The sequence below is a fragment of the Flavobacterium turcicum genome, assembly GCF_011365745.1.
GTDB classification, from domain to species: Bacteria; Bacteroidota; Bacteroidia; order Flavobacteriales; family Flavobacteriaceae; genus Flavobacterium; species Flavobacterium turcicum.
Genome location: NZ_JAAOBY010000004.1, coordinates 29143 through 53815 on the forward strand (window position 1 = coordinate 29143; position 24673 = coordinate 53815).

General features: G+C 35.2%; 17 protein-coding genes. 10 read left to right on the top strand and 7 right to left on the bottom strand.

All coding sequences use genetic code 11. The features are described from left to right. Window positions 1-2 precede the first annotated feature (2 nt). From G9Q29_RS08375 to G9Q29_RS08395, 5 genes are all read right to left on the bottom strand, one after another. Window positions 3-4169 (bottom strand): hypothetical protein, encoded by a 4167-nt coding sequence (locus G9Q29_RS08375; protein WP_166135613.1) that lies wholly within the window; start codon window positions 4167-4169, stop codon window positions 3-5. 38 nt (window positions 4170-4207) lie between these two features. Next, window positions 4208-4990, bottom strand: coding sequence for a hypothetical protein (locus G9Q29_RS08380; RefSeq protein ID WP_166135616.1), 783 nt, complete (start codon window positions 4988-4990; stop codon window positions 4208-4210). A gap of 314 nt (window positions 4991-5304) precedes the next feature. After that, entirely contained in the window at window positions 5305-5481 is a 177-nt protein-coding gene (locus G9Q29_RS08385) for a hypothetical protein (RefSeq protein ID WP_166135620.1), read from the bottom strand. 55 nt (window positions 5482-5536) lie between these two features. Further along, entirely contained in the window at window positions 5537-5950 is a 414-nt protein-coding gene (locus tag G9Q29_RS08390) for a hypothetical protein (RefSeq protein WP_166135623.1), read from the bottom strand. Window positions 5951-6224: 274 nt separating this feature from the next. Further along, the gene (locus G9Q29_RS08395; protein WP_166135626.1) at window positions 6225-6869 is read right to left on the bottom strand and encodes a hypothetical protein; all 645 of its coding nucleotides are present in this window, start codon (window positions 6867-6869) and stop codon (window positions 6225-6227) included. A gap of 298 nt (window positions 6870-7167) precedes the next feature. On the opposite strand from G9Q29_RS08395, the gene G9Q29_RS08400 reads away from it, so the two are divergent. After that, window positions 7168-7869, top strand: coding sequence for a porin family protein (locus G9Q29_RS08400; RefSeq protein ID WP_166135629.1), 702 nt, complete (start codon window positions 7168-7170; stop codon window positions 7867-7869). Here G9Q29_RS08400 and G9Q29_RS08405 read toward each other — a convergent pair. Next, a complete protein-coding gene (locus G9Q29_RS08405; RefSeq protein WP_166135632.1) occupies window positions 7864-8475 on the bottom strand; it encodes a hypothetical protein in 612 nt (203 codons plus the stop codon). The genes G9Q29_RS08400 and G9Q29_RS08405 overlap by 6 nt on opposite strands. A 188-nt stretch (window positions 8476-8663) precedes the next feature. On the opposite strand from G9Q29_RS08405, the gene G9Q29_RS08410 reads away from it, so the two are divergent. The 8 genes from G9Q29_RS08410 (at window position 8664) to G9Q29_RS08445 (ending at window position 20115) form a co-directional block, all read left to right on the top strand. Then, window positions 8664-11108, top strand: coding sequence for a bifunctional UDP-N-acetylmuramoyl-tripeptide:D-alanyl-D-alanine ligase/alanine racemase (locus G9Q29_RS08410; RefSeq protein ID WP_166135635.1), 2445 nt, complete (start codon window positions 8664-8666; stop codon window positions 11106-11108). 86 nt (window positions 11109-11194) lie between these two features. After that, window positions 11195-11572, top strand: coding sequence for a large conductance mechanosensitive channel protein MscL (gene mscL, locus G9Q29_RS08415; protein ID WP_166135638.1), 378 nt, complete (start codon window positions 11195-11197; stop codon window positions 11570-11572). A gap of 1248 nt (window positions 11573-12820) precedes the next feature. After that, window positions 12821-13816: an aspartate-semialdehyde dehydrogenase gene (locus G9Q29_RS08420; RefSeq protein ID WP_166135641.1), complete on the top strand. Its 996-nt coding sequence runs from the start codon at window positions 12821-12823 to the stop codon at window positions 13814-13816. A gap of 143 nt (window positions 13817-13959) precedes the next feature. Further along, window positions 13960-14304: a hypothetical protein gene (locus G9Q29_RS08425; protein ID WP_166135644.1), complete on the top strand. Its 345-nt coding sequence runs from the start codon at window positions 13960-13962 to the stop codon at window positions 14302-14304. 73 nt (window positions 14305-14377) lie between these two features. Further along, window positions 14378-16762 carry a TonB-dependent receptor gene (locus G9Q29_RS08430; RefSeq protein ID WP_166135647.1) on the top strand — a complete coding sequence of 795 codons (2385 nt, stop codon included), beginning with the start codon at window positions 14378-14380 and terminating at the stop codon, window positions 16760-16762. A 20-nt stretch (window positions 16763-16782) separates the two neighbouring features. After that, window positions 16783-17340, top strand: a complete 558-nt coding sequence (locus G9Q29_RS08435; protein ID WP_166135650.1) for a type 1 periplasmic binding fold superfamily protein — start codon at window positions 16783-16785, stop codon at window positions 17338-17340. Between the two features lie 152 nt (window positions 17341-17492). Further along, the gene (locus G9Q29_RS08440) at window positions 17493-19595 is read left to right on the top strand and encodes a prolyl oligopeptidase family serine peptidase (RefSeq protein WP_225872922.1); all 2103 of its coding nucleotides are present in this window, start codon (window positions 17493-17495) and stop codon (window positions 19593-19595) included. A gap of 205 nt (window positions 19596-19800) precedes the next feature. After that, the gene (locus G9Q29_RS08445) at window positions 19801-20115 is read left to right on the top strand and encodes an HPF/RaiA family ribosome-associated protein (RefSeq protein ID WP_166135656.1); all 315 of its coding nucleotides are present in this window, start codon (window positions 19801-19803) and stop codon (window positions 20113-20115) included. Window positions 20116-20216: 101 nt separating this feature from the next. On the opposite strand, the gene G9Q29_RS08450 is transcribed toward G9Q29_RS08445, so the two are convergent. After that, entirely contained in the window at window positions 20217-21788 is a 1572-nt protein-coding gene (locus tag G9Q29_RS08450; protein ID WP_166135660.1) for a L,D-transpeptidase family protein, read from the bottom strand. Window positions 21789-22213: 425 nt separating this feature from the next. Here G9Q29_RS08450 and G9Q29_RS08455 point away from each other — a divergent pair, with 425 nt between their 5' ends. Beyond that, window positions 22214-24670: an AsmA family protein gene (locus tag G9Q29_RS08455; RefSeq protein ID WP_166135663.1), complete on the top strand. Its 2457-nt coding sequence runs from the start codon at window positions 22214-22216 to the stop codon at window positions 24668-24670. Window positions 24671-24673 lie beyond the last annotated feature (3 nt).

The window sequence follows — 24673 nt, forward strand, 5'->3', positions numbered from 1 at the left end:
AATTACCCTCCTATTGTAAAGTTTTTACTTTTGAATTGTACTTTGCGTTCTTTGCCTTTTACAGGTACATTTATTGTAGCTTTTTCTCCTTCTTTTACAGTGATTTGAGTTTCTTTTTCAATTTCAAAAAACTCTTTTCCTTTGTAGCGCATAAGTTTTAATTTGTATGTTCCTGGAACGATATTTTGAAATTTGAAAACGCCTTGCGCATTAGACTCTACGTTGTATGTGAAGTTCTCATTTTCAATTTTTAAATATCCTTCTAGATTATTACCGTTGGGTCTTGACAATTCTGGAAAAACAAGAGTTCCTATTATTGACGATGCACGTACAATTGTTATGTTTAATTCTGCTTTTTTATCCTTTTCTATAGTAACTTGAAATGGCGTTTTTGTAGCGGGAATTATTCCAAATGGAAGGGTAGACTCATCCATCAAGATGTAATTCTTTCCAAGAGGTAAGTTGTTTAACTCAAAAACTCCTTTGGAATTGGTTACAATACTTTTTCCAGCAGCTATGATTTTTATTCCTTTTACATCTATGCTTTTATCGTTGACTTGAATTAAACCATTTACTCCACCTTGCTCTAAAATTCTTTTTATTGGAACTCCAAACGAATAGGTGTAGGTTCCAAAGGCAAGTAGTTCCTTTTTATTGGTCACTCCAGGATTTTCAAAATAATTCGCTCGGATTTCAAATAAATGATTCTTAGCTAGAGTAATCATTAACATTGCATTTATAAAATCACGTCTTAAGTAGGTGTCTTCTGGGCTGAAACCACTATTGTATGTGGTATTGAATCTAAAGTTTCTGTTGAAATTATAGTCAATACCAACACTGTAAGTATAGAAGTTTTCATTTGCATTAGTCTCATTATATCGATTGCTGTAATTGTGATTAATACCGCTTCTAAGTGAAAAATGACTTGAGAACCGATAAGAGGCATCTACAGTATTAGCATATGTCGTTCTGTATTGCAAATCGTTGCTTAATAAATTTTGTGTTTCGGCTATTCTTCCAGTAAATCCAAAAGCGAAAGCCTTACCAGAGAAAATATATCTGTAATCGATTCCAGATTCTTTGTAAAAATAGCTTTTGGGCTCAAGTTGATCCTCTCTTGTTCTTCTATCTACGCGAATATCAAAATAACTTTTAGGCCCAAAACGATATCCTATTCTTCCGAAATAGTTTTCAAAATAGGGTTCAGCAGCAAAAAATAATGGGTTTAACCGCTTATTTACTTTGGAAACGGTTTGTCCGACAACAAAATCGAATTTTCTAAATTTATAGAATAAGCTATTGTTATACTCAATACTATTTCTAATGATTCCAAAGTAATTTTTACCTGAAAATGTAAAACTCCCACTATAAGTCAAACCGTTCATCTTTTGGACGAGGTTAAAGAAATGAGCCTGATCAACATTTTTGTTAGTAACGCTTAGTGAAGACTCTGCGTTGATAAACGTATTTTTTGATCTTAGTTCAAAATTAGCAGTACCAATTTGACCTTTTTCATCCAAGTTAGCCTCTATGTTTCTGTTGGCTCCCATAACAGTTCCTTTAGAGCTTTCTACTGCAAAGCCTAATAAGGCGTTCTTATTAAAACGATAAACAGATTTAAAGCCAAAAAGCGCCTCTGAATTAAAGCTGTACAATCTCGGCTTCGTAAAAAAAGCAGATAGTGTCCAATCATTTATATTTTGATCAACCCTAAATCCCATTCCAAAGCGGCTATCAAAACCTAATCGATTGATATAATAGGCGTGATCTCCTAGATACAAGGTCGTGTTATTATTGTATTTATAGATTAAACTATATTGATCTGTAATACCGAAATTGATAAGATTTTTTTGTTGAGGTGCTCTAATGATTAAATTCAAGTAATGTTTTCTTTTTAAATCTAAAAACCCATCACCTAATAATTCCCCTGAAATTGCTGAAAAATTCTGGTCTTGAAATGTATTACTAATATAGTTAACACTTAAGCGCACAGGATATCTAAAAAACGGATCTGCTTGTTTGAGTTTTGTGGGAAACACTTTTGTATTGCCGTATGCTTTGTATGACTTGCCAGAAGTTACACTCAACGCAGTCAAAGAAGTTGTGATAGTAGTAAAATCATAATACTTTGCATCAGTTTTTTGTATTATTTCAACTGTTGCTGTCATATTTGGGCCTAGTTTAATCAATTTCCCTCCCTTAATGGTGTTTGTTGAGGATATCGAGATTTCTTGTTCCACATTACCTCTATTTTTAATTTCATATTTGGCCTCTATTATTTCTCCCGCTTGTACTTTGCCAGAAGTGAACAAGTTGTACACCTCTAGGTCTAAGTTTGGTTCAATGTTAAAAACAACTTCTTTTGAGCCAATTTTACTTCCATTTAAGTTTTTAATGATAAAAGTCGCAGCAGTATTTCCTGATGGATTGTCTACCGGTATATTGAAACTGATTAACACCATTTTCTTTTGATCAGCTTCCAAGACTCCAATATCACTTATAGAAATCAAGCTCCAATTGCGAGGCAATTCAGCTATAAGTTTTAAATTAGAGGTACTGTTTTCACCGTTTTCAATTTCGATAATTAACGTGTGGCTTTTATTTGTTGGATAACTTTCTTTAAGGTTTACAACACGAATTTTGATTTGTTCGATTCCTGAAGCATTTTGTTTTTTTTCTTTTTTTTCCACAATTGTGGCAGTAGAAACCTTGATATTTTCGGCAGCGGTTACACTTTTTTTATTACTTTCAGAAGTTCCTTTAGCTAAATCTTCCTTTGAATTAGTTGCTGGTGCAACTTTCTGTTTGTCTACAGTCTTAGGGTTACTAGTGTTTCCTTTTTCAGGAACTATATTGTTTTTAGTGTTTTGTTTTGTACTTGATTTTTCACTCGCGATACTGTTGTTCTTTACAGTATTTTGTTTTGATAAGCTTGATTTCAATCCGTTTGTAGCAGCGAGTTTTGCATTAGCTCCTTGTGCTGGTGCTTTTATTGATGAACTCGTAGCGGTATTTTTTACGGTATTTAATGCTAATTTTTTATCGTCTTGTTTTGACTGCGCCTCTTTTACAGCTGCAACTCCACCAGCATTAGTATTGGTTTTTGCTACTGCCACAAGAGGAGTTTCATTTGAATCAGAGTTTGCTTGAGTTTTATCTTTTGCGAAAGCACGTTGCATTTCTTGTATCTCATTTTTTGTAAACGATTTCACATCATTTTGTTTTTTGTTATCCGCAATAGGATTTTTAGTCCTGTTTGTTTCAGTAGCATTATTATTCCTTTTTGCTACTGCCACAGGAACAGTTTCATTTGAATCAGAGTTTGTTTGAGTTTTTTCTTTTGCGAAAGCAAGTTGCATTACTTTTATTTCTTCTTCAGTAAACGACTTTACATCATTTTGTTTTTTGTTATCCGCAATAGTATTTTTAATCCTGTTTGTTTCGGTAGCATTAGTGTTCGTTTTTGCTACTGCCACAGGAACAGTTTCATTTGAATCAGAGTTTGTTTGGGTTTTATCTTTTGCGAAAGCACGTTGCATTTCTTGCATCTCATTTTTGGTAAACGATTTTACATCATTTTGTTTTTTGTTATCTGCTATGGCATTTTTAGTCGTGTTTGTTTCAGTAGCAGCACTATTCGTTTTTGCCACAGCCGATGGAGCAGTTTTATTTGAATCAGCGTTTGCTTGATTGTTATCTTTTGCGAAAGCACGTTGCATTACTTTCATTTCTTCTTCAGTAAACGATTTTACATCATTTTGTTTTTTGATACTCGCTGTAGCATTCGTAGTTGTGTTACTATTCGTTTTTGACGCAGCTGTTGGAGCAGTTTCATTTGAATCAGAATTTGCTTGAGTTTTGTCTTTTGCGAAAGCACGTTGCATTACTTTAATTTCTTCTTCTGTAAATTTTTTTACATCGTTTTGGTTAGAAGCATCAGCATAAGGTCTCTTTTCTGTAATTTTTGATTTTGGTTCAGCATTTGATCTCTCACTTCCCTGTTTCTTATAGTAATTCGATGAGTCATTATCTTCATATTGAATTGGTGTGGTTTTAGGTGTTGAGGTAGAACTCACACTTACTGTATCCAAATCTTCAGACTGCACTCCCATCCCACATCCTATGTAGAGAGGTAGAAGTAGATAGATGAGTTTATATACAGTTTTCATAGTAGTGGATTATAATTAATGGAGCGAAATCCTAAGCTTTAGTCTATAGCAAGACTAACGTTAGTACCTACAAATTTTTCTCTTGAATCAGCGACCAAAAGACAGGTGTAATTTCCTTTTGGTAGTTCAGAAATGTTGATGGTGTAATCTTTGCAAAAACCAGGGAATACTAAGCCTCTAATTGTTGTTTTTTGAAAGATGTTTTTTCCTTCTGAATCATAAATCTCTAAAGACAATTTTACGCCTTCGATAAATAAATTTTGATTAGCAATTTTAACTACTAAGTTTTTGTTATCTGTAGTCTTGTCAATGTCAACTTTTTGAAAATCTAAGCTTACTTCATCAAGGCTATTTACGTTTGTGATTAATGCAATAGCATATCTCATTTTTGTATTCAGACCTATGTTGTGAGCAAGTTTTTCTTTTTTAATAGGTTTGTCTATGTCAATCATTAACATGTTCCAGAAGGTACCTCTTATTGCTTGGTCTTTTGGGATGTTGATTGTAAATCGATAGCTATATTGTTCTTTTGGATTCAGTACCTTATCCATTAAACTACCATCAAACCAGTTTAAAGACGATTTTAAGTGGGATTGTGTTGTTGAAAATGTTCGATCTCCCATGCAAGAAAAAATAGCTTCTTGTAAACTAAAGGAGACTGTTTGCTGATCATCTGAACTATTGAGTAGAATAACTTCGCCCTGGATTTGAGTGCCAGAGATTCCAGAATAAATATGTGTTAACCCGTTTGTTACAACAACACTGGAGTAGGTCAAATTCACGAATAAAAATAATGCGATAATTAAGTATATTTTTTTCATTTTTATGGTTATTGAGAAAATAATTGAGATAGAGATTTCTTATTCCATAATAAAGTTAACTTCTAAGTTGGGAAATTGATGGTGATTTTCGATAGCTAGCTTGTTACTGTAGTTAAACGGTATTATTTAGTCTACGAACTATTTAGATAAGTCAGCACGATACTGATGTGGTCTATTTTTTATTGACTACGTTTTATAAATAAGCCTGCTGAGTTGCTGCTAAGGGTGTTTTTAGAATCAATCCTAAAAAAGAGAGGTTCTATACACTGTGTAAAGAACCTCTCTTGGTAATGGTAAAAAAGAAATGTAGTGCATTAAATATCAGTCAAAGTATATTTAAGAGTTGCACTATAATCTCCAGCACGATACAATGCAAAGTTTCCATTTTGTTCTAATGTGTAGGTTAATCTTACACCTCTAGCCAAATCGCCAGTGTATACACTTTCAATACTTGTTACTAATAGTGCATCAACACCAATTGCATTGGTCACTCCTAAACGTACTCCTGCAGCAGTTACCGTTCCAGCAGAATCTGTTGTACCGCCATTAGCAATAATTGATTGGAGCTACAGGTGTAATTTTTAAATCTAAACTCGCTGGAAATGTACTACCTGCCTCTAACTGAACATTGATCTGACGGGTAAGGTCGTATCCGTTAGAGTTTGTTGCTGTAGCTACAACACTAGTGTAATTCAAATATAAATTTGTGTAACTCAAGGCTGAAAAAGCATACAAACCTGCTTCACGGTTGACACCAGATTGTGTAGCATTAGCCATGTTGAATACAACGGTTGCAGCCTCTGTTCCGGTATTACTGTCATAAATATCTATCAGGGCAATTTCTGGTACGCTCACATTTAAGAGGTGTGTAGCTGTGTTTACATCAGTGTTGTCTTGAGCATTTGCGTTGCTAGCAAATAGGGCGGCAACGGCTACGAATAGTAGGTTAACATTTTTCATAATATGGGTTTTTTGATTATTAATATATTTCAAAATTACAACCTAAGATTGTTGCTAGGTTTGGTTTTTCGTTATACTGCATTGAAGTATAGATGAATAAGATCTTTTAAAAGCCTTGCTGTAAATAATGTGGGCTTATTTTAATGGTAAAAATTAAGATTTCTTATTAACCATTTGTGATTACCTAATCAGCATCCTGATTACCAAAAAATAAAGGTTCTTTACATCATGTAAAGAACCTTTAACTGTAGGTTGTAAGTAGAGGTGTAGTGCATTAAATATCAGTCAAAGTATATTTAATAGTTGCACTATAATCTCCAGCACGGTAAGCCGCAAAGTTTCCATTTTGTTCTAAAGTATAGGTTAATCTTACACCTCTAGCTAAATCACCGGTGTATACACTTTCAATACTTGTTACTAATAGCGCATCTACACCAATTGCATTGGTCACTCCTAGAGCTACTCCTGCAGCAGTTACTGTTCCTGCAGAATCTGTTGTACCCCCATTAGCAATAATTGACGGAGCTACAGGTGTAATTCTTAAATCTAAACTAGCTGGAAATGTACTACCTGCTTCTAACTGAACATTGATCTGACGGGTTAAGTCGTATCCGTTAGAGTTTGTTGCTGTAGCTACAACACTAGTGTAATTCAAATATAAATTTGTGTAACTCAAGGCAGAAAATGCATACAAACCTGCTTCACGATTGACACCAGATTGTGTAGCATTCGCCATGTTGAATACAACGGTTGCAGCTTCTGTTCCGGTGTTACTGTCATAAATGTCTATCAGGGCAATTTCTGGTACGCTCACATTTAAAAGGTGTGTCGCAGTGTTTACATCAGTGTTGTCTTGCGCATTTACTTGTGCTGCAAATAATCCAGCAACACTTAACAATAGTAGATTAAAATTTTTCATAGTAATAGGTTTTATGGGTTTATTGAGTCAAAGTTAATTTGATGTTCCATAAAATAATTTGTTATTCGTTGAATAACAGTTTAGTATAGTTGAGTTTGTTAAAAGTAGTGTTGAGTAGATTGGGCGATCAAGATTTTTAGTTACTAACAAATGTCTGGCTACTCGTTAAGGAGTTTGATTTTTATTTGTATGTCTTGAAAGATATTTTTAGGAATCTAGTGCTATCTTTGTTCTGTACTAGTTTTAAACGGAATTAATCTAACCTATTTTTCGATTCTCACTTCAAATTAATAGCAATATGCGTTTCACTATCCTTGGTTTTTTGCTTTTGTCGTTTTGTAAACTCTACTCACAGGCCGAAGGAGTGGCTCAAGATAGCCTTGTGGTCAAGGTGGATTCTTTATACCGTGAAGATCAATTTTATTTTAGCCTGACTTATAATACGCTTTCTAAAAAACCAAATGGGGTGAGTCAAAGTAAATTTTCATCTGGAATTTCTTTTGGTTTTTTGCGTGATATGCCTATTTCAAAAAACAGACAAGTTGCTGTTGCTACAGGTTTAGGTTTTACGTACAATAATTATAATCAAAATTTAGCCGTATCAGGCAGTGCACAAAATCCATCTTATGAAGTAATCGGTGCAAACACAGCTTTTGATAAAAATAAAATTTCAACTTTAACTATTGATGTGCCTTTGGAGTTCAGATGGCGCACTTCAACGTACGAAAGTCATAAGTTTTGGCGTATTTACAGCGGATTAAAATTTAGTTATTTACTAGTGGATAACGCTATTTTTGATGGAGCTGCAGGTAAAACTAAAATTTCTGGGAATAAAGATTTTAACAAACTACAATACGGAGCGTACCTAAGCGCGGGTTACAATACGATCAACTTGTATGTTTATTATGGCTTGAATCCTTTATTGGAGGCGCGAACCACCACGGCAGAGTCTTTTGCATTACAGGCTCTCAATTTTGGAGTCATTTTTTATATTTTATAACCAGAGATTCAGTAGTAATAACTGCGGAATTGATCCTATAAAAAACCCAATCAACAACTCTTTGTACGTATGCGCGTTCATCTCTAAGCGAGAAGATGCTACCAAGCCATTCGTAACAATAAGTAAGGCGATCAAAAAAATGTACGGTATTTGAAAATGCATACTGCATCCAATTACAAAAACAGTCAATGAACTGATTCCTATCAGGTGTAAACTGGCTTTTACGCGTATAAAAAGTAACAAAAGCGCGATCAAACTACTCAAAAGTCCGCCCAATAAAAAAAAGTGGAATTCAGGATAATCAATAATGGTAATGTTTTTTTTGATCAGTAACAGCAATAAAAAACAATGTAAAACAAGTGGAATTTTCCTTTCTCCAATGTTTTTTGCCATAATGGTTTTTATCTGTCCAGTAGCGCGCAGTAAATAGTAGGCAACTATTGGCAGTAAAACTGTGGTTACAAGCACTTGTCCAAAAACAAATAGTCTTTGAGTTGTAGAAAAATCAATGTCAGTCCCGAAAAAATAGAACAACGCAGCCATTGCCGGTATAAATATCGGATGAAAAATATAGGAAAATAGTGGAAGTATTTTTTTTAAAGTCATTTTGGTCAAAAAACAAATATAACAAAAGTCAAATGATTGGCAGCTCACCTCGAATCAGTTTAACAATAAGTAAACTATTTTTTTTAAAGGTGCTGATTCATTTAATCCTAAAAAGAATGGTATTTTTGACTATATTTTAATTGGCTTTTTCGCCCGTTAACTTAGATTTTTATAATCCGTCCGTACTCATGAATTCAAATTCTTTACCCATTGCTTTTGAAATAACCAAAAAAGGTATTGTTACTGCTGATGGTTCGTTGTTAGATCACATTTCAATTGATAGTAGATCACTTCAAAATGGCAAGCAAACGCTTTTCTTTGCATTGGCAGGGAGTAATAATGATGCGCATCAATACATTCCAGATTTGATTCAGCAAGGGGTACAGCATTTTGTAGTTCAGCATATATCGCCTGAGTATCAAAATTCAGCTCACTTTTATGTCGTGCAGGACACGCGAAAAGCTTTGCAAGAAGTGGCAGCGCAGTATCGCGAGCTTTTTCATTTTCCTATTATTGGTATTACGGGAAGCAACGGAAAAACAATCGTTAAGGAATGGCTGAATTTTTTATTGAGCCCTGATTTTAATGTTATTCGAAGCCCAAAGAGTTATAACTCGCAAATTGGAGTCCCACTTTCGGTATTAGGGATTAACGAAAAACATAATCTGGGAATTTTTGAAGCCGGGATTTCTACCATAAATGAAATGCAACAATTGCAGCAAATTGTGCAACCTACTATTGGCGTTCTCACGAATATTGGCTCGGCTCATGATGAGGGATTTACGAGTCGTGAACAAAAAATTATTGAAAAACTACAACTTTTTAAAAATGCTGAGGTAATTATTTACAACAAAAATTCAGTTGTTGATTTGTATCTTCCAAAAAACATAAAAGCACTTTCGTGGAGTTTTAAAGATACCACTGCCACTGTATTTTTGTCAAAAAAGGAGATTGACAACGGTACGCAACTCCTTGTGACTTATGAAGCAATTCAGTTTGAAGTGGAGATCCCTTTTCAAGACGAAGCTTCTATCGAAAATGCAGTTTCAGCCTTGATGGTTTTATTGCATTTAAAGTATGATGCAGCAACTATACAACAACGAATGGCCATGCTGTATCCAGTTGAAATGCGTTTGAAAGTAAAAAACGGAATCAACAACTGCAGTTTGATTGATGATAGTTACAGCTCTGATTATCAGTCGTTGAAAATTGCTTTGGATTTTTTAGAAAGTCAAAAGCAATACCAAAAGAAAACCATCATTTTATCAGATATTTTCCAAAGCGGATTGCCGCAAGAGGAACTTTATGAAAAAGTGGCCAAGTTAATTGTGGCCAATAAAATAGATCGGGTAATTGGTATTGGAACAACCATTTCGCAGTTTCAAAATCAGTTTAGCCAAGCCACTGTTTATCCAGATACAGCCTCTTTTATTGCCGATTTTGAACAACTTGATTTTTCGAACGAAACCATTTTGATAAAAGGAGCACGCTCTTTTGCCTTTGAACAAATTGTACAATTGCTCGAAGAGAAAACCCATGAAACCGTACTCGAAATTAATTTGAATGCCATCACGCACAATTTGAACTTTTTTAAATCAAAGTTACAAGCTGATGTTAAAGTAATGGTGATGGTTAAGGCTTTTGGCTACGGAAACGGAGGTCTTGAAATTGCCAAATTATTAGAATTCAATAAGGTGAATTACCTAGGTGTGGCCTTCGCCGATGAGGGAATAGTGCTTAAAAATGGGGGGATTAAAGTGCCAATTATGGTTTTAAATCCAGAGAGTACTAGCTTTTCAGCGATTATTCAGCATGGCATTGAGCCCGAGATTTATTCTTTAAAAGGACTACAGGCATTTTTAAAATTAGCCAAACAAAAAGACTTAAGCCGTTTTCCAATTCACATCAAGATCGATACCGGAATGCATCGCTTGGGTTTTGAGAAAGACACAATACCTGATTTAATAGCTGCTTTGCACGACAACGAGCACGTGACTGTTAAAAGCATTTTATCCCATTTAGCCACGAGTGATGATGCCAAACACTTTGATTTTGTGCAGCAACAAATTTCACTTTTTGACGAATTGTCAACTCAAATTTGCAATGAGTTAAAAATAAAACCATTTCGGCATATTTTGAATACTTCGGGAATTAGTAATTTTCCAAATGCGCAGTTTGATATGGTTCGCTTAGGAATTGGTTTGTATGGTGTCTCAAATGATCCCGAAGAACAAAAAAAATTAGAAAATGTAGGAACATTAAAGTCTATTATTTCACAAATTAGAACGATTTCAGCAGGTGAGAGCGTAGGTTATGGCAGACGATTCATGGCTGAAGTGCCTACAAAGATTGCCACCATCCCAATAGGATATGCCGACGGAATCTCCAGAGCATGGGGTAATGAAGTAGGCCATGTTTTGATTAAAAACAAAAAAGCACCAATCATTGGCAGTGTTTGTATGGATATGCTAATGGTAAACGTAACCGATATTGACTGCTCAGAAGGCGATATTGTGGTTGTTTTTGGCGAAAATTTATCAGTGACTTACATTGCAAATCGTTTACATACGATTGCTTACGAAGTGCTTACGGCCATTTCACAGCGCGTAAAAAGAGTGTTTTATCGTGTTTAGTTATTTTTTTGTTAAAATTTTTAGGCTTATGTTAAAATTTTAACTAAGTTCGTCTCACAAATAAACTTAACCTAAAATAGAAACGTATGGGAATGATTTCAGAATTTAAAGAATTTATTGCAAAAGGTAATGTAATGGATTTAGCAGTCGGAGTGATCATTGGAGCTGCTTTCAGCGCCATTGTAAATTCATTAGTAGCTGACGTAATTACGCCTGCATTATTAAATCCAGCATTAAAAGCTGCACAAGTTGAAAATTTAGCTGAACTAAAAACAGATGGCGGAATTTTATACGGTAAATTCCTTGCAGCTGTTATTAGTTTTCTAGTAATTGCATTTGTAATTTTTCTAATTGTAAAAGCAATAAACAGCATGAAGAAAAAAGAGGTGCCAGCTCCTGCTGCTCCTGCTGGACCAACGCAAGAAGAATTGTTAATGCAAATTAGAGACTTGTTAAAAAAGTAATTTCCGCTACATTATATATTCTAACTAAACCGCCACGTAATTGTGGCGGTTTTTCTTTGCGCTATATTGACTAGAAAAACCAACTAAATTTTTCTCCAGTCATATGTACCAAAAAGTCAATAGTTTTTCTTTGTATGACGTTTCCCGCCGCGGCGGGTCGGGCTTTTCGCTGCAATCTTTTTTCGGCTAAAAAGCCTCAAAAAGGATTTCCACTTCAATCCCTAACGCAACACTCGGTCAAAAAGTCGCATTTTAAATAAGTAATTATTCTTCTTTACCACAGATTTCACTGATTAACACTGATTAACACAGATTAGCTTGTTGTGTAATTTTAGAAATCTTTTTCATCCTTTTAATCAGTGGCAAAACTCTTTATAATAATTTAGGTAAATGTCTACCGGATCAAATAAAAGCAAAAAATTTAATGTCAAATTTTCTCCGCCACAGATTTCACTGATTAACACAGATTAGCTTGTTGTGTAATTTTAGAAATCTTTTTCATCCTTTTAATCTTTGGCAAAACTCTTTTTAATAATTTAGGTAAATGGCTACCGACTCAAATAAAAGCAAAAAATTTAATGTCAAATTTTCTCCGCCACAGATTTCACTGATTAACACAGATTAGCTTGTTGTGTAATTTTAGAAATCTTTTTCATCCTTTTAATCAGTGGCAAAACTCTTTATAATAATTTAGGTAAATGTCTACCGGATCAAATAAAAGCAAAAAATTTAATGTCAAATTTTCTCCGCCACAGATTTCACTGATTAACACAGATTAGCTTGTTGTGTAATTTTAGAAATCTTTTTCATCCTTTTAATCTGTGGCAAAACTCTTTTTAATAATTTTAGGTAAATGTCTACCGGCTCAAATAAAAGCAAAAAATTTAATGTCAAATTTTCTCCGCCACAGATTTCACAGATTAGTTGGTTATGTAATTTTAGAAATCTTTTTAATCCTTTTAATCTGTGGCAAAATTCGATTGATTGCGATCATATATCTTTCTCGCTATTTAAATTCCTTGATATATTTATTTTTCTTAATGTTTCAAGAAATTTTAAATGTATTGTTTGTTGCTCCATTATTAAAGATTGTTTTTCAATAACTTTAGTTTTGTTGATTGACAAATAGTGATTAAGTCTGAATTGTTACAAATTAAACATTTTGTTATTTTTTGTGAATGCAATTGTGGTACAGTCAATAATGTTTACTTTTGTCCTTTAAATGTAATACTCAATCAAAAATATACTATGAAAATAGCAGTTGTTGGTGCCACCGGAATGGTTGGTGAAGTGATGTTAAAAGTGCTTGCAGAGCGCAATTTTATTGGAGCAACAGACGAATTAATTCTTGTGGCTTCTGAACGTTCTGTAGGGAAAGAAATTGCTTTTAACGGAAAAAATTATTCAGTAGTTGGTTTGCAAACTGCAGTCGATTTGAAAGCGGATATTGCTTTGTTTTCGGCTGGAGGAGAAACTTCTTTAGAGTGGGCTCCAAAATTTGCAGCAGCAGGAACTACCGTAATTGATAACTCTTCTGCTTGGAGAATGGATCCAACTAAAAAATTGATTGTACCTGAAATCAACGCTGACCAACTTACGGCTGATGACAAAATCATCGCGAATCCAAATTGCTCTACTATTCAAATGGTGTTGGTGTTAGCGCCATTGCACCGTAAATACAATATCAAACGTGTCATTGTTTCTACTTACCAATCGATCACTGGAACGGGAGTAAAAGCGGTGCAACAATTAGAGAACGAGTACGCAGGAGTGCAAGGCGATATGGCTTACAAATATCCAATTCACAGAAACGCTATTCCACAATGTGACTCTTTCGAAGAGAACGGTTACACTAAAGAAGAAATGAAATTGGTGCGCGAAACCAAAAAGATTTTAAGTGATAATACGATTGCTGTAACGGCTACCGCCGTGCGTGTTCCTGTTGTAGGTGGACACAGTGAGGCGGTAAATGTAGAGTTTTCAAATGATTTTGATTTGAGCGAAGTACGTTCTATTTTGCACCACACAGATGGTGTGGTACTTCAAGATAATATCGATGCGTTTACTTATCCAATGCCGTTGTATGCCGAAGGTAAAGATGCTGTTTTTGTAGGTAGAATTCGTCGTGACGAAAGCCAAGAAAACACCTTAAACATGTGGATAGTTGCTGATAACTTGCGTAAAGGTGCTGCTACAAATACCATTCAAATTGCTGAATATTTAGTTGCCAATAAATTAGTATAAAACACAAATTGATCACATTTGATTAGCAAAATTGTTAAATGTGTCTCTTTTTTTTGCGATTTTAGAATCCATTTGTTGAAACAAAGTTTATATTTTGTGAAAACAAATGGATTTCTGTTTTAGGATTGTTATATTTGCCCACCATGAAAAACAAGTTTTCTATCGTAAGTCTCGTGCTCACCGTGACAGTATTGTGCTCAATGCTGTTTCAATCTGTGCACAAATACGAGCATATAGCTACACAACTTGCGGAAGTTCATTGTACACATGAAAAAAAATCAGCTACTGAAATCACACACCAACATGATGGTTATGACTTTTGCGGTATTTGCGCTTTTAAAGTAAGTACTTTTACTTTTTTATTTCCATCTAAAATTTCAATTGAAAACTTTGATTTAGTAACACAAAAAACCGTTGTTATTTCCACTGAAATCAACAGTTTCTATAAAGGGAGCCTTTTTGCGCTTCGAGCACCACCTTTGTCCTAGAACGAATATTTATTATCATACATTTTCGAATTTAGAAAATGTATTAATCGTTTCTATCTCTTGAACAAAGAACATGCACAAAAAAAGCTATCTTTTTTTCTGTCTCAGTCTTTTTTGCACTATCACATTTGCACAAAGCACTGTACGCGGAAAAATAACCTCTCAGGCCGGAACTCCGCTTGTGGGAAGTCACATTCATATTGGTAAAAAAACAGTTTCAGCTGATGCTGATGGGAATTATTTGCTTAAAAAACTCCCTTCAGGAAGCCAAAAAATACACGTTTCGTACATTGGTTTTCAGTCGGTAGATACTTTGGTAAACATATCAGAGGATCTTGTTTTTGATTTTGTTTTAAAAGAAAAAGCAGATAAGCTTCAAGAAGTGGTCGTGCGTCAAAAAAACAATACGCTCAACAAATCTTTGCTGGAGCAAAAAATCAAAACAGAGACTATTGAAAGGTTCAGTAATCAAACCTTGGGCGAAGTGCTAAGGGAGGTGAATGGTGTTTCTAGTCTAAAAACAGGTAGCACTGTCGTAAAACCAATTATCAACGGATTGTTTGGGAGCAGAGTGCCGATAATCAATAATAATGTGCGACTCGAAGACCAGCAATGGGGAACGGAACACGCTCCTAATTTTGATTTGAATGCCGCAGGAAAAATAACGGTAATCAAAGGTGCATCCGGATTGCAATACGGCGGAGATGCCGTTGGTGGTTTGGTTGTCATTGAGCCGCTAACCGTAAAAAAAGACACACTTTTTGGAAAAACTATTTTAAATATGGTTTCCAATGGTCGCGGTGGTTCGATTAGTTCGAGTTTGCACAAAGGCAATGATAAAGGATGGAGTTGGAATGCGTTAGGTACATTTAAGTATATGGGCGATCGCGAAACACCAACCTATGTTCTTTCAAATACCGGAAATCGCGAGGCCAATTTTTCAGGTGATGTGAAGTATACTGCGAAAAAATACGACATTGGTGCGTATTACAGCTATTACAACACTACTATCGGAATTTTGAGTGCGTCGCATATTGGTAATGTTAATGATTTGTACAATTCGATAACCAACAAAAGGCCATCGGTTGTTAATGATTTTACATATGCCATTCGAAACCCAAAGCAAGAGGTGCAACATCATTTAGCTAAGGTGAATTTTAATTACTTGCTAGACGAAACGGCATCAATCGCAGCGCAATATTCTTTTCAATTCAACAAAAGATTAGAGTTTGATGTCCGCAGAGGTGATTTCAGTTCGCGCGCCGCTTTAGATTTGGAGTTGGCCACACACGCCATGCAAGTTGATTATAAAAAAACACTTCATGATTGGACTTTCAAATCAGGTGTTAGTAGTTCATTGCAAAGCAATTTTGCCAATCCAGCAACGGGTATAAAACCTTTGATACCAACCTTCGATCGTTTTGAATTGGCTACTTACGGCATTTTTAATTACGATTTTTCAGATCATTTTTCGGTAGATGCTGGAGTACGTTATGATTTTTCGCAAACCAATGCTACCAAGTTTTATTTGAAATCAAGATGGGATGAGCGTGGTTACGATCCTGAATTTTCAAACTTTATCGTTGGCGAACAGGGCAATCAGTGGCTTACAAAACCATCGTTTAACTTTCACAACGTATCGGCAAGTTTAGGCTTTCACCGCGAATTTGAAAACGATTTGCACTGGTATGGCAATGTAAGTTTAGCTGCTAGAAATCCGAATCCGTCTGAATTTTTTAGTGATGGTTTGCATCATTCTACAGGAGTTATTGAGTTGGGAGATTTGGCTTTAGACCAAGAGCAAGCCGTTAAATTATCGACTACTTTACAAAAAAAATGGAATCGTTTTTCGGTGGAATTCAATCCGTACTTGAACAGCATTCGCAACTTTATGTTTCTACGACCAGTTGGTTTTGAAACTACGATTCGTGGTGCTTTCCCTGTATATGATTACCAGCAAAAACAAGCCAGATTGTTTGGAGCTGACTTGCAAACACAATGGAAAATTAATCAAGAATGGCAACACGGACTAATGGTTTCTTATGTAAACGGTAGGGATGTTAGCAACCGCACGGCTCTTATTGATATGCCTCCATTGGGTTTGAGCAATAAAATTCAGTTCACAAAATCGGCTTGGCACGATTTAAAACTGGAATTAAAAAGCGAGTTGATGTTGCGTCAAAAGCAATTTCCAAACTATAACTTCACCACCAATATTATCGAAAATAATGAGTTGGTTCCCGTTGTGGTAGATATTAGCACTCCGCCAGCAGGTTATCATTTGTTGCATTTTTATTCTGAAATGACATTCAAAACATTTGGAAAAACGAGTACTACGGTAGCATTTTCTGTTCAAAATATAGCAAACACTTCGTATCGTGATTACCTGAATAGACAGCGGCTTTTTGCTGACGAAATGGGTAGAAACATACAACTACAAATCAAATTTAATTATTAAAAGTAAACACAAAAAAAAAAATGAAAAATTTTAAAATTTTAGCCTTTGCATTAATCACATTAGTAAGCTTTTCATCTTGTAATAACGACGATCCAATTGCGGTTAATGAAGAAGAATTGATTACTACAGTAACAACCACATTAACTGCAGGAAACCAAACAATTACATTAACTTCAAAAGATCTTGATGGTGATGGTCCTAATATGCCTGTGATTACTGTTTCAGGTGAACTAGCATTAAATACTACTTATACAGGAGCAGTTAGTTTTTTAAATGAATCAGTAACTCCTGCTGATAATATTACAGCAGAAATTTTAGAAGAAGGAGTTGAGCACCAGTTATTTTTTCAGGCACCAGCGGCAGTAGGTGCTTTTACTTATGCAGATGCAGATGCTAATGGAAAGCCAATTGGTTTAAAATTTACTTTAAAAACAGGAGCGACTGCTACAACAGGCTCAATCACGGTAACTTTAAGACATGAACCAGTAAAAACAGCTGATGGTGTTGCTACAGGTTCAATTACGAATGCTGGTGGAGCAACTGATGCGTTGATTACATATCCGGTAACGTTAAAATAAGTCTCAATCGATTATTTTATCAAAGACAAAACGCTATCCTATTGGTAGCGTTTTTTTGTTTTATTTAAGAACTATTCGCAAGGCTTAGACAAACTTATTGCTATTTTTGTAACAACCTTAAAATTTAACTAATGAAAAAAACTTTTTTAATAATGGCTATATCATCAGCGGTAGCATCTTTTGGGCAAAATAATACGCCTAAAAAACTGCAGTATCCAAAGACTAACAAAGGCGAAACAGTAGATGTATATTTTGATACTAAATTGGCCGATCCGTACCGTTGGTTAGAGGATGACAAATCAGCTGAAACGGGAGCTTGGGTAAAAGCTCAAAACGAGGTAACTTATGATTATTTGGGGCAAATTCCATTTCGTAACGTGATTAAAGCACGTATGGAAAAACTTTGGAACTATGAAAAAATAGGAGCTCCGTTCAAAGAAGGTGCACATACCTATTACTATAAAAACAACGGATTACAAAATCAATCGGTTTTATATCGCAAAGATGCTCAAGGAAAGGAATCGGTTTTTTTAGATCCAAATACTTTTTCTAAAGATGGTACAAGTTCTTTAGGTGGATTAAATTTTTCTAAAGACGGGTCTAAAGTAGCTTATGCCATTTCAGAAGGTGGAAGTGATTGGCGTAAAGTTGTAGTTATGGACGCCGAGACGCAAAAAATTATTGGCGATACAATTGTCGATGTAAAGTTTAGTGGCGTTTCGTGGTTAGGAAACGAAGGGTTTTATTATTCTAGTTATGACAAACCAACTGGAAGCGAGTTATCTGCCAAAACAGATCAGCACAAATTGTATTTCCATAAATTAGGTACCGCTCAAAAAAGCGATTTAGTGATTTTTGGTGCTAATACAAAACGCCGTTATGTAGGAGGGTACGTTACCGAGGACGATCGTTATTTGGTAATAACTGCAGCTAATTCGACCTACGGAAATGAATTGTATATCAAAGATTTAAGCAAGCCTAAAAGTGCTATTTTAACTATTGTTGATAATTTTAAAACCGATAATAATATCATCGAGAATGAAGGTTCGAAGTTGTTCATTGAAACCGATTTAAATGCGCCAAACAAGCGTATCGTAACTGTTGATGTAAGCAATCCGGTTCCTGCAAATTGGAAAAACTTTATTGCCGAAACTGAAAACGTTTTGTCTCCGTCAACTGGCGGTGGTTACTTTTTTGCCAATTATATGCAAGATGCAGTTTCTGTAGTAAAACAATACGATTACAATGGTAAGCTAGTTCGTCAAATTGAATTGCCAGGCGTAGGAACAGCAGGTGGTTTTGGTGGTAAAAAATCAGAACAAAAACTATATTATTCTTTCACTAATTACATCACACCAGGTTCAACTTTTTCGTATGATGTAGCAACAGGAGTGTCGCAAGTTTACGAAAAACCAAAAGTAGATTTCAACAGTGATTTGTACGAGTCAAAACAAGTGTTTTATACTTCAAAAGATGGTACAAAAATCCCGATGATCATTACGCATAAAAAAGGTTTAAAACTAGACGGAACCAATCCAACTATGTTGTACGGTTATGGTGGTTTTAATGTGAGCTTAACGCCAAGTTTTAGCATTGCGAATGCGGTTTGGATGGAAAACGGAGGTATTTACGCAGTTCCTAATTTACGCGGTGGTGGCGAATACGGCAAAAAATGGCACGATGCAGGAACCAAAATGCAAAAACAAAATGTATTTGACGATTTTATTGCAGCAGCCGAATATTTAATTGCGCAAAAGTATACTTCTCCGAATTATTTAGCTATTCGCGGAGGATCAAACGGAGGATTGTTAGTAGGCGCAACTATGACACAGCGCCCAGAGTTAATGAAAGTAGCTTTGCCAGCGGTAGGTGTAATGGATATGTTGCGTTACCATACTTTTACAGCAGGTGCAGGTTGGGCGTATGATTACGGTACGTCACAAGACAGCAAAGAAATGTTCAATTATATTAAAGGGTATTCTCCTGTTCACAACGTAAAAAAAGGTATTCAGTATCCTGCAACTATGGTAACAACTGGTGATCACGATGACCGCGTAGTGCCTGCTCATAGTTTTAAATTTGCAGCTGAATTGCAAGAAAAACAAACCGGAAGTAACCCAACTCTAATTCGAATTGATATTAATGCAGGGCATGGAGCTGGAAAATCAGTAGCAGCTACTATTCAAGAAAATGTAGATATACAAGCGTTTACTTTGTTTAATATGGGTGTTGTTTTATTGCCCGAGTTAGATTAGTAATCTTTTGATTTGGTGCACTTATCGATAAATATTTGAAACGCTATTCGAAAGAATAGCGTTTTTTTTGTTTCAAAAAATTAGGATAAAATCAAGTATGGCGCTTATTTTCGGTGGTTTTATTTTCATAATGTTTTACTAATGCACTCGTATTTATGAAGGGGCTTTCGTAAATTTGAGAAACAACCTTAAAATTTAAAACATCATGACAGTACAAATCAACACAGACAATAATGTAGAAGGACATGCACGCCTAAAATTGTATATTCAGGATGAGGTAGCTACAGCTTTGGCCCGTTTTGAGGATAAAGTAACCCGACTAGAAGTACATCTTGGAGACGAAAATAGCGATAAATCAGGAGTTAACGATAAAAGATGTCTCATTGAAGCCCGACCAGTAAACAGCCAACCACTAGCGGTAACGCATCATGCAGAAACCACTGAAAAAGCATTTCACGGGGCTTTAGATAAAATAAAAAAAGTACTGGGGACTACTTTTGATAAAATGAAAACACACTAATTTTATTTGCGTAGGATAAAAAAAAGACACTTTGAGAAAAGTGTCTTTTTTTGTCTTATCAACTAGTGTGTCATTTTTTAGAAAACTACAATTCAAAGGATTTATTTAAAAAGCAAAGCCGCCAAAGCAGGATCTCTCTCGTATACATCTTCATAAAAAGACAAGTTGCCATCAGCATCAACCCAAGAGGTGAAATAACCAATGTAAACTGGAATTTTTTCAGGCAAAGTGTACCAATATTCATCACCAGCAGCCATTTTTTCCTCAATTTTCTCCATATTCCATTTCGGGTCGTTTTTCATCAAGGCTTCGGCTAGTTGTTTGGGCTTTGCTACTCTAATACAACCATGACTGAATGCTCTTGATTCGCGAGTAAACAACCCTTTCGAGGGCGTATCATGCAAATAAATAGCATTCGAATTTGGAAATAAAAACTTTACCAATCCCAAAGAGTTTGATGCTCCCGGTTTTTGTCTGACGGAGCCATTGTTCCATTCCATGTTGTGTTTTGCTAAATAGTTCGGGTCTTTTTCTATGGCGGGCAAAATTTCGTTTTTAAGTATACTTGTTGGTACATTCCAGTACGGGCGAAAAACAATATAACGCATGGGTGCACTAAAAATAACTGTCTTGTTCAATGCTTTTCCTACCACAACTTTCGACTTTAGTTCCGCTAGCCCGTTTCTAAAAAAGGTGAGTTCATAGGCCGGAATATTAACCACCACCAATTCTTTTGATTTGGTAATGTCGTTTGACACCCATCTGCAACGTTCCATGTTGAGCATAATGGTTTTGATGCGTTCTTGCACGGGAACATTCATGCTCTTTATGTGTTCAGGCAGGATGCTTTTATTCCATGCATTTCCGTGTCTTTTTTTGTAATTTAAAACGCCTTTTTCTAGCTCCTCATCATAAATAGCGCTTTTAGAATCTTGCTCTAAATCGTTGGTCGTAAAAAGTCGGGTTCTAATTTGGGCGATCACTTGTGCGCTATCACCCGGTTGGTATTTTTTTACAAGAGAATCTACCGTTATTTTTGACCAACCGCCTTTTGTTTCGATTGTTCTATAATTAGCCAATGCTTTTTTGAGTAAAAAATATTGTTTGAGTAAGCCTTTTTCTTCCTTGTGAATTAAAGATGGATTGATCAAAAGCGAATCCAAATAGGCATCATACGATTGTTTTTTTCTAGGCAAAAACCATCCTAAATCTCTGGTTTTTTCGGGTGCTATTCCATCATAAACTTTGTCAACATAAAAGAAAAATAGTGCTGAGTTAAGCAATTCAGTTTCAACACTCGCTTTTTTGTATTTTTTAGGATCTTTAAAAATAGCATCAAATTTTTCTTGATAAGGTATTTTGGCTTCTACACCTTCTTGATTGATGGTGTTTACTTTATTGTACAAAACGCCAGCAAACTCATTTATACCATCTTTGTCAAACCAAATATAATGGAATTGGCGCTTTCGATACAATTCCTCCACTTTTGTTTGATAGGCTTTCAGGTCGGGATACGATTCGAAAAATGGAGCAATCTGTGTGCTATCAAAGGACACTTCTAAATAGTTAGTAGTAGTATTTTTGAGTTGGGAAATGGCTTTGCTTTTATCTTTTTTACAAGAAACAATTGTTAACGAGATGAGAATCAAAAAAGCAGCGTATAATTTTCTCATTGTATTTGGTTTTGAAATTCTAGTGGTTTATGTCAACACAAAAATACATCAAAAAGATGCTTTCAAGTCTTCCACTTTAAGCGTTCGGTATTTGTCGAGCGCTCAAGTGTTAAAAAATCATAAGCTCATAAAGGCGTAATAAAAATAATAAATTATTGATAATAAGAGATTTGTATTCGTTTTATTTTTTAAAAACAAATTTAAGAGTATATTTAACAAGCTTAAATCTGTGAATTATACAACAATTGTTGTATTCACATGTAAAGTTGATCCGGCTTAGCTAGCGTAATTTTACAAAAAATATAAACCAGGTTTTTTATTAAAAATAGGGTTTAAAAATTAGGAATTGTTCAAGATATGTTGGTATAATATCTCTTAAGTAATCCACTCCAAAGTCGCCTTTTTTAAATCAGAATAAAATGCCTATGCCTACTATTTGGTCACCCATTCGAAATTTTTTAGACCGTTTGACCCCTTCAAAAATCCTCAAAAGTTTGGGTGTTTTGGCATTGGCTTTTGTAGCTTTTGTGTTGCTGCTTTGTGTTGGTTTTTCGGTTTATTTTGACAGCAACAAAGCGCAAATAGTACAGCAAATTAATGAACAAATCAACGAAAATTGTTCGGGTTCAGTCGTGATAAAGGATGTTAATTATGCGTTTTTTCAAGGTTTTCCCAACATGACTTTGGCATTAAACCAAGTACAAGTCAAAGATAGTTTATGGCCATTACACAAGCGTACCTTGCTGCAAGCAGAGCGTATTAAGTTGCGCGTAAATGTTTTAAAGTTGTTGGGTAACGAATTGTTTATTGATAAAATAGAGGTTCAAAATGCGAATTTGCATGTTTTCAAATCAAAAAATGGTGTGGTAAATACTTCTATTTTTAAAAGTAAAAAAGACAAAACCCAATCTAAAAGTTCCACTGATACAGCGGTCAAAGAAATTATTTTTAAAAATGTCCGCTTGATTTCTGAAAACCAAAAAGGAAAAAAATTATTCGATTTTGATGTAGAATACCTCAAAGGCAATTTTACTTTTGACGGTTACAATTGGCAGTCAAAGGTTGCCATAAAAACAAAGGCTAATAGTATGGCTTTTAATACACAAAGAGGAAGTTTTGTTCAGAACAAAGTAATTCAGGCAGTATTGGAAGCGAATTACGATGAATTAAGTAAAAAGATTTCTGTAAAGGCTGATGAGCTTTTCATAGGTGCCGATGTGTTTGCCGTTCAAGCGCATTTCGGAATTCAAGAAGACCAAGCTCCGTTTGATATTAGCATTCAAACCAATATTTTATGGCGCAATGCAGCCGCTATTTTGAGTGGAAATATCAAAAAACGTTTGGATCAGTTCGATCTCCAAAAGCCATTACAAGTGCGTTGTTCGATTATTGGCGATTTGAATACAATGGGCGATCCTGAAATTGTGGTGCTGGCGCGCGTGAAAAATGATAGGCTAACTATTCCTGATGGAATTATCACAAATTGTTCGTTTACGGGTCAATTTACCAATAACTTCAAAAAAGGTTTGGGTTGTAACGATATTAATTCAGCAATACGCCTCACCAATTTTGCAGGCCAATACAAAACCATTCCTTTCCGAATTCCTCAAGGTGTAATTGCTAATTTTGAAAAAACTATTGCTACCGGAAATTTTCGCGCTAATTTTAAAATGCAACGCCTCAATAAATTAATCGACAAAGAAATATTGTATTTTACGGGCGGAGATGCTACCGTCAAATTAGAGTTTAAGTTTGATGTGGCGAGTCTAAAAATTAAGAAACCCCAATTCAAAGGCCGTGTTTTTGTAAAAGAGGCACTGCTGAACTACGGTCCAAAGAATTTTGCTTTCCTAAAAACCAATATAGAGCTCGATTTTACAGACAAAGCATTATTGCTCAAAAACATTACTTTTAAAAATGCAAAAAGTGCTGTTTTTATGGAGGGTAAAATAGACAATTTCATGACTTTGTATTACGACAGTCCCCAAAAAATGATTGTTAATTGGCAAGTATACGCTCCGTATTTAGATGTGAAACAATTTGTAGGCGCCATAACAACTGATAATCCAAAGCAAGCGAAGGCGGTTGCTGTAGCAGATCCTTTTTCGGCAAAATTATACGATGCTATCCATAAATCGCAAGTAATAATGGATGTTAAGGCCGATAAAATTAACTATGGTAAATGGAACGCATCCCGAGTGTTGGCTTCAGTAGCATTGATTAATGATTCGTTTATTGTGCAAAAAGCCAAGCTCGAAACTTGCGGTGGTCGTATTGAGGTTGTCGGAAAGATGAGTCGCGAAAGCAAGAATTTTAAAGTAGCTTCTAATGTAAAATTAAGTAGCATCAACGTAACTCAGTTTTTAACGGCTATGGATAATTTTGGAATCAAATCTTTTCAACCAGCAAATGTCGAGGGAACACTAAATGCCACTGCTTACGTCAAAGGATTGATGATTGCCGGAGGTGCATTACAAACGGAAACGCTTGCTGGTAATGTTAATTTCAAATTGTCCGACGGGGCTTTGATCAATTTTAAACCCATAACCGCTGTAGCAAAATTTGCTTTTCCGTTTCGAAATGTCAACAATATTGTGTTAAGTGATTTGGTTGGCGATTTTAAAATTAATGATGGTCGGGTGGGAATCAAAAAATTAAAAGTGAGTTCAAACGTTTTAAATTTTGATGTAAATGGCGTATATTCGTTTCAACGCGGAACCAATTTGGCCATGACCATTCCGCTTCGAAATCCTAGAAAAGACACGCTAATTTCCGATGAGGAAAAACGTTTAGCTAAACGTTACAAAGGTTTGGTTTTACACCTTTTGGCACAAGATGTTGATGGGAAAATTAAAATTAAATGGAATAAAAATCACGAATAAAAA

Bases quoted from the DNA above. Each gene is read 5' to 3' on its own strand.
- G9Q29_RS08375 (WP_166135613.1), bottom strand. From the start codon at position 4,169: ATGAAAACTGTATATAAACTCATCTATCTACTTCTACCTCTCTACATA.
- G9Q29_RS08380 (WP_166135616.1), bottom strand. From the start codon at position 4,990: ATGAAAAAAATATACTTAATTATCGCATTATTTTTATTCGTGAATTTG.
- G9Q29_RS08390 (WP_166135623.1), bottom strand. From the start codon at position 5,950: ATGAAAAATGTTAACCTACTATTCGTAGCCGTTGCCGCCCTATTTGCT.
- G9Q29_RS08395 (WP_166135626.1), bottom strand. From the start codon at position 6,869: ATGAAAAATTTTAATCTACTATTGTTAAGTGTTGCTGGATTATTTGCA.
- G9Q29_RS08400 (WP_166135629.1), top strand. From the start codon at position 7,168: ATGCGTTTCACTATCCTTGGTTTTTTGCTTTTGTCGTTTTGTAAACTC.
- G9Q29_RS08405 (WP_166135632.1), bottom strand. From the start codon at position 8,475: ATGACTTTAAAAAAAATACTTCCACTATTTTCCTATATTTTTCATCCG.
- G9Q29_RS08410 (WP_166135635.1), top strand. From the start codon at position 8,664: ATGAATTCAAATTCTTTACCCATTGCTTTTGAAATAACCAAAAAAGGT.
- mscL (WP_166135638.1), top strand. From the start codon at position 11,195: ATGGGAATGATTTCAGAATTTAAAGAATTTATTGCAAAAGGTAATGTA.
- G9Q29_RS08420 (WP_166135641.1), top strand. From the start codon at position 12,821: ATGAAAATAGCAGTTGTTGGTGCCACCGGAATGGTTGGTGAAGTGATG.
- G9Q29_RS08425 (WP_166135644.1), top strand. From the start codon at position 13,960: ATGAAAAACAAGTTTTCTATCGTAAGTCTCGTGCTCACCGTGACAGTA.
- G9Q29_RS08430 (WP_166135647.1), top strand. From the start codon at position 14,378: ATGCACAAAAAAAGCTATCTTTTTTTCTGTCTCAGTCTTTTTTGCACT.
- G9Q29_RS08435 (WP_166135650.1), top strand. From the start codon at position 16,783: ATGAAAAATTTTAAAATTTTAGCCTTTGCATTAATCACATTAGTAAGC.
- G9Q29_RS08440 (WP_225872922.1), top strand. From the start codon at position 17,493: ATGGCTATATCATCAGCGGTAGCATCTTTTGGGCAAAATAATACGCCT.
- G9Q29_RS08445 (WP_166135656.1), top strand. From the start codon at position 19,801: ATGACAGTACAAATCAACACAGACAATAATGTAGAAGGACATGCACGC.
- G9Q29_RS08450 (WP_166135660.1), bottom strand. From the start codon at position 21,788: ATGAGAAAATTATACGCTGCTTTTTTGATTCTCATCTCGTTAACAATT.
- G9Q29_RS08455 (WP_166135663.1), top strand. From the start codon at position 22,214: ATGCCTACTATTTGGTCACCCATTCGAAATTTTTTAGACCGTTTGACC.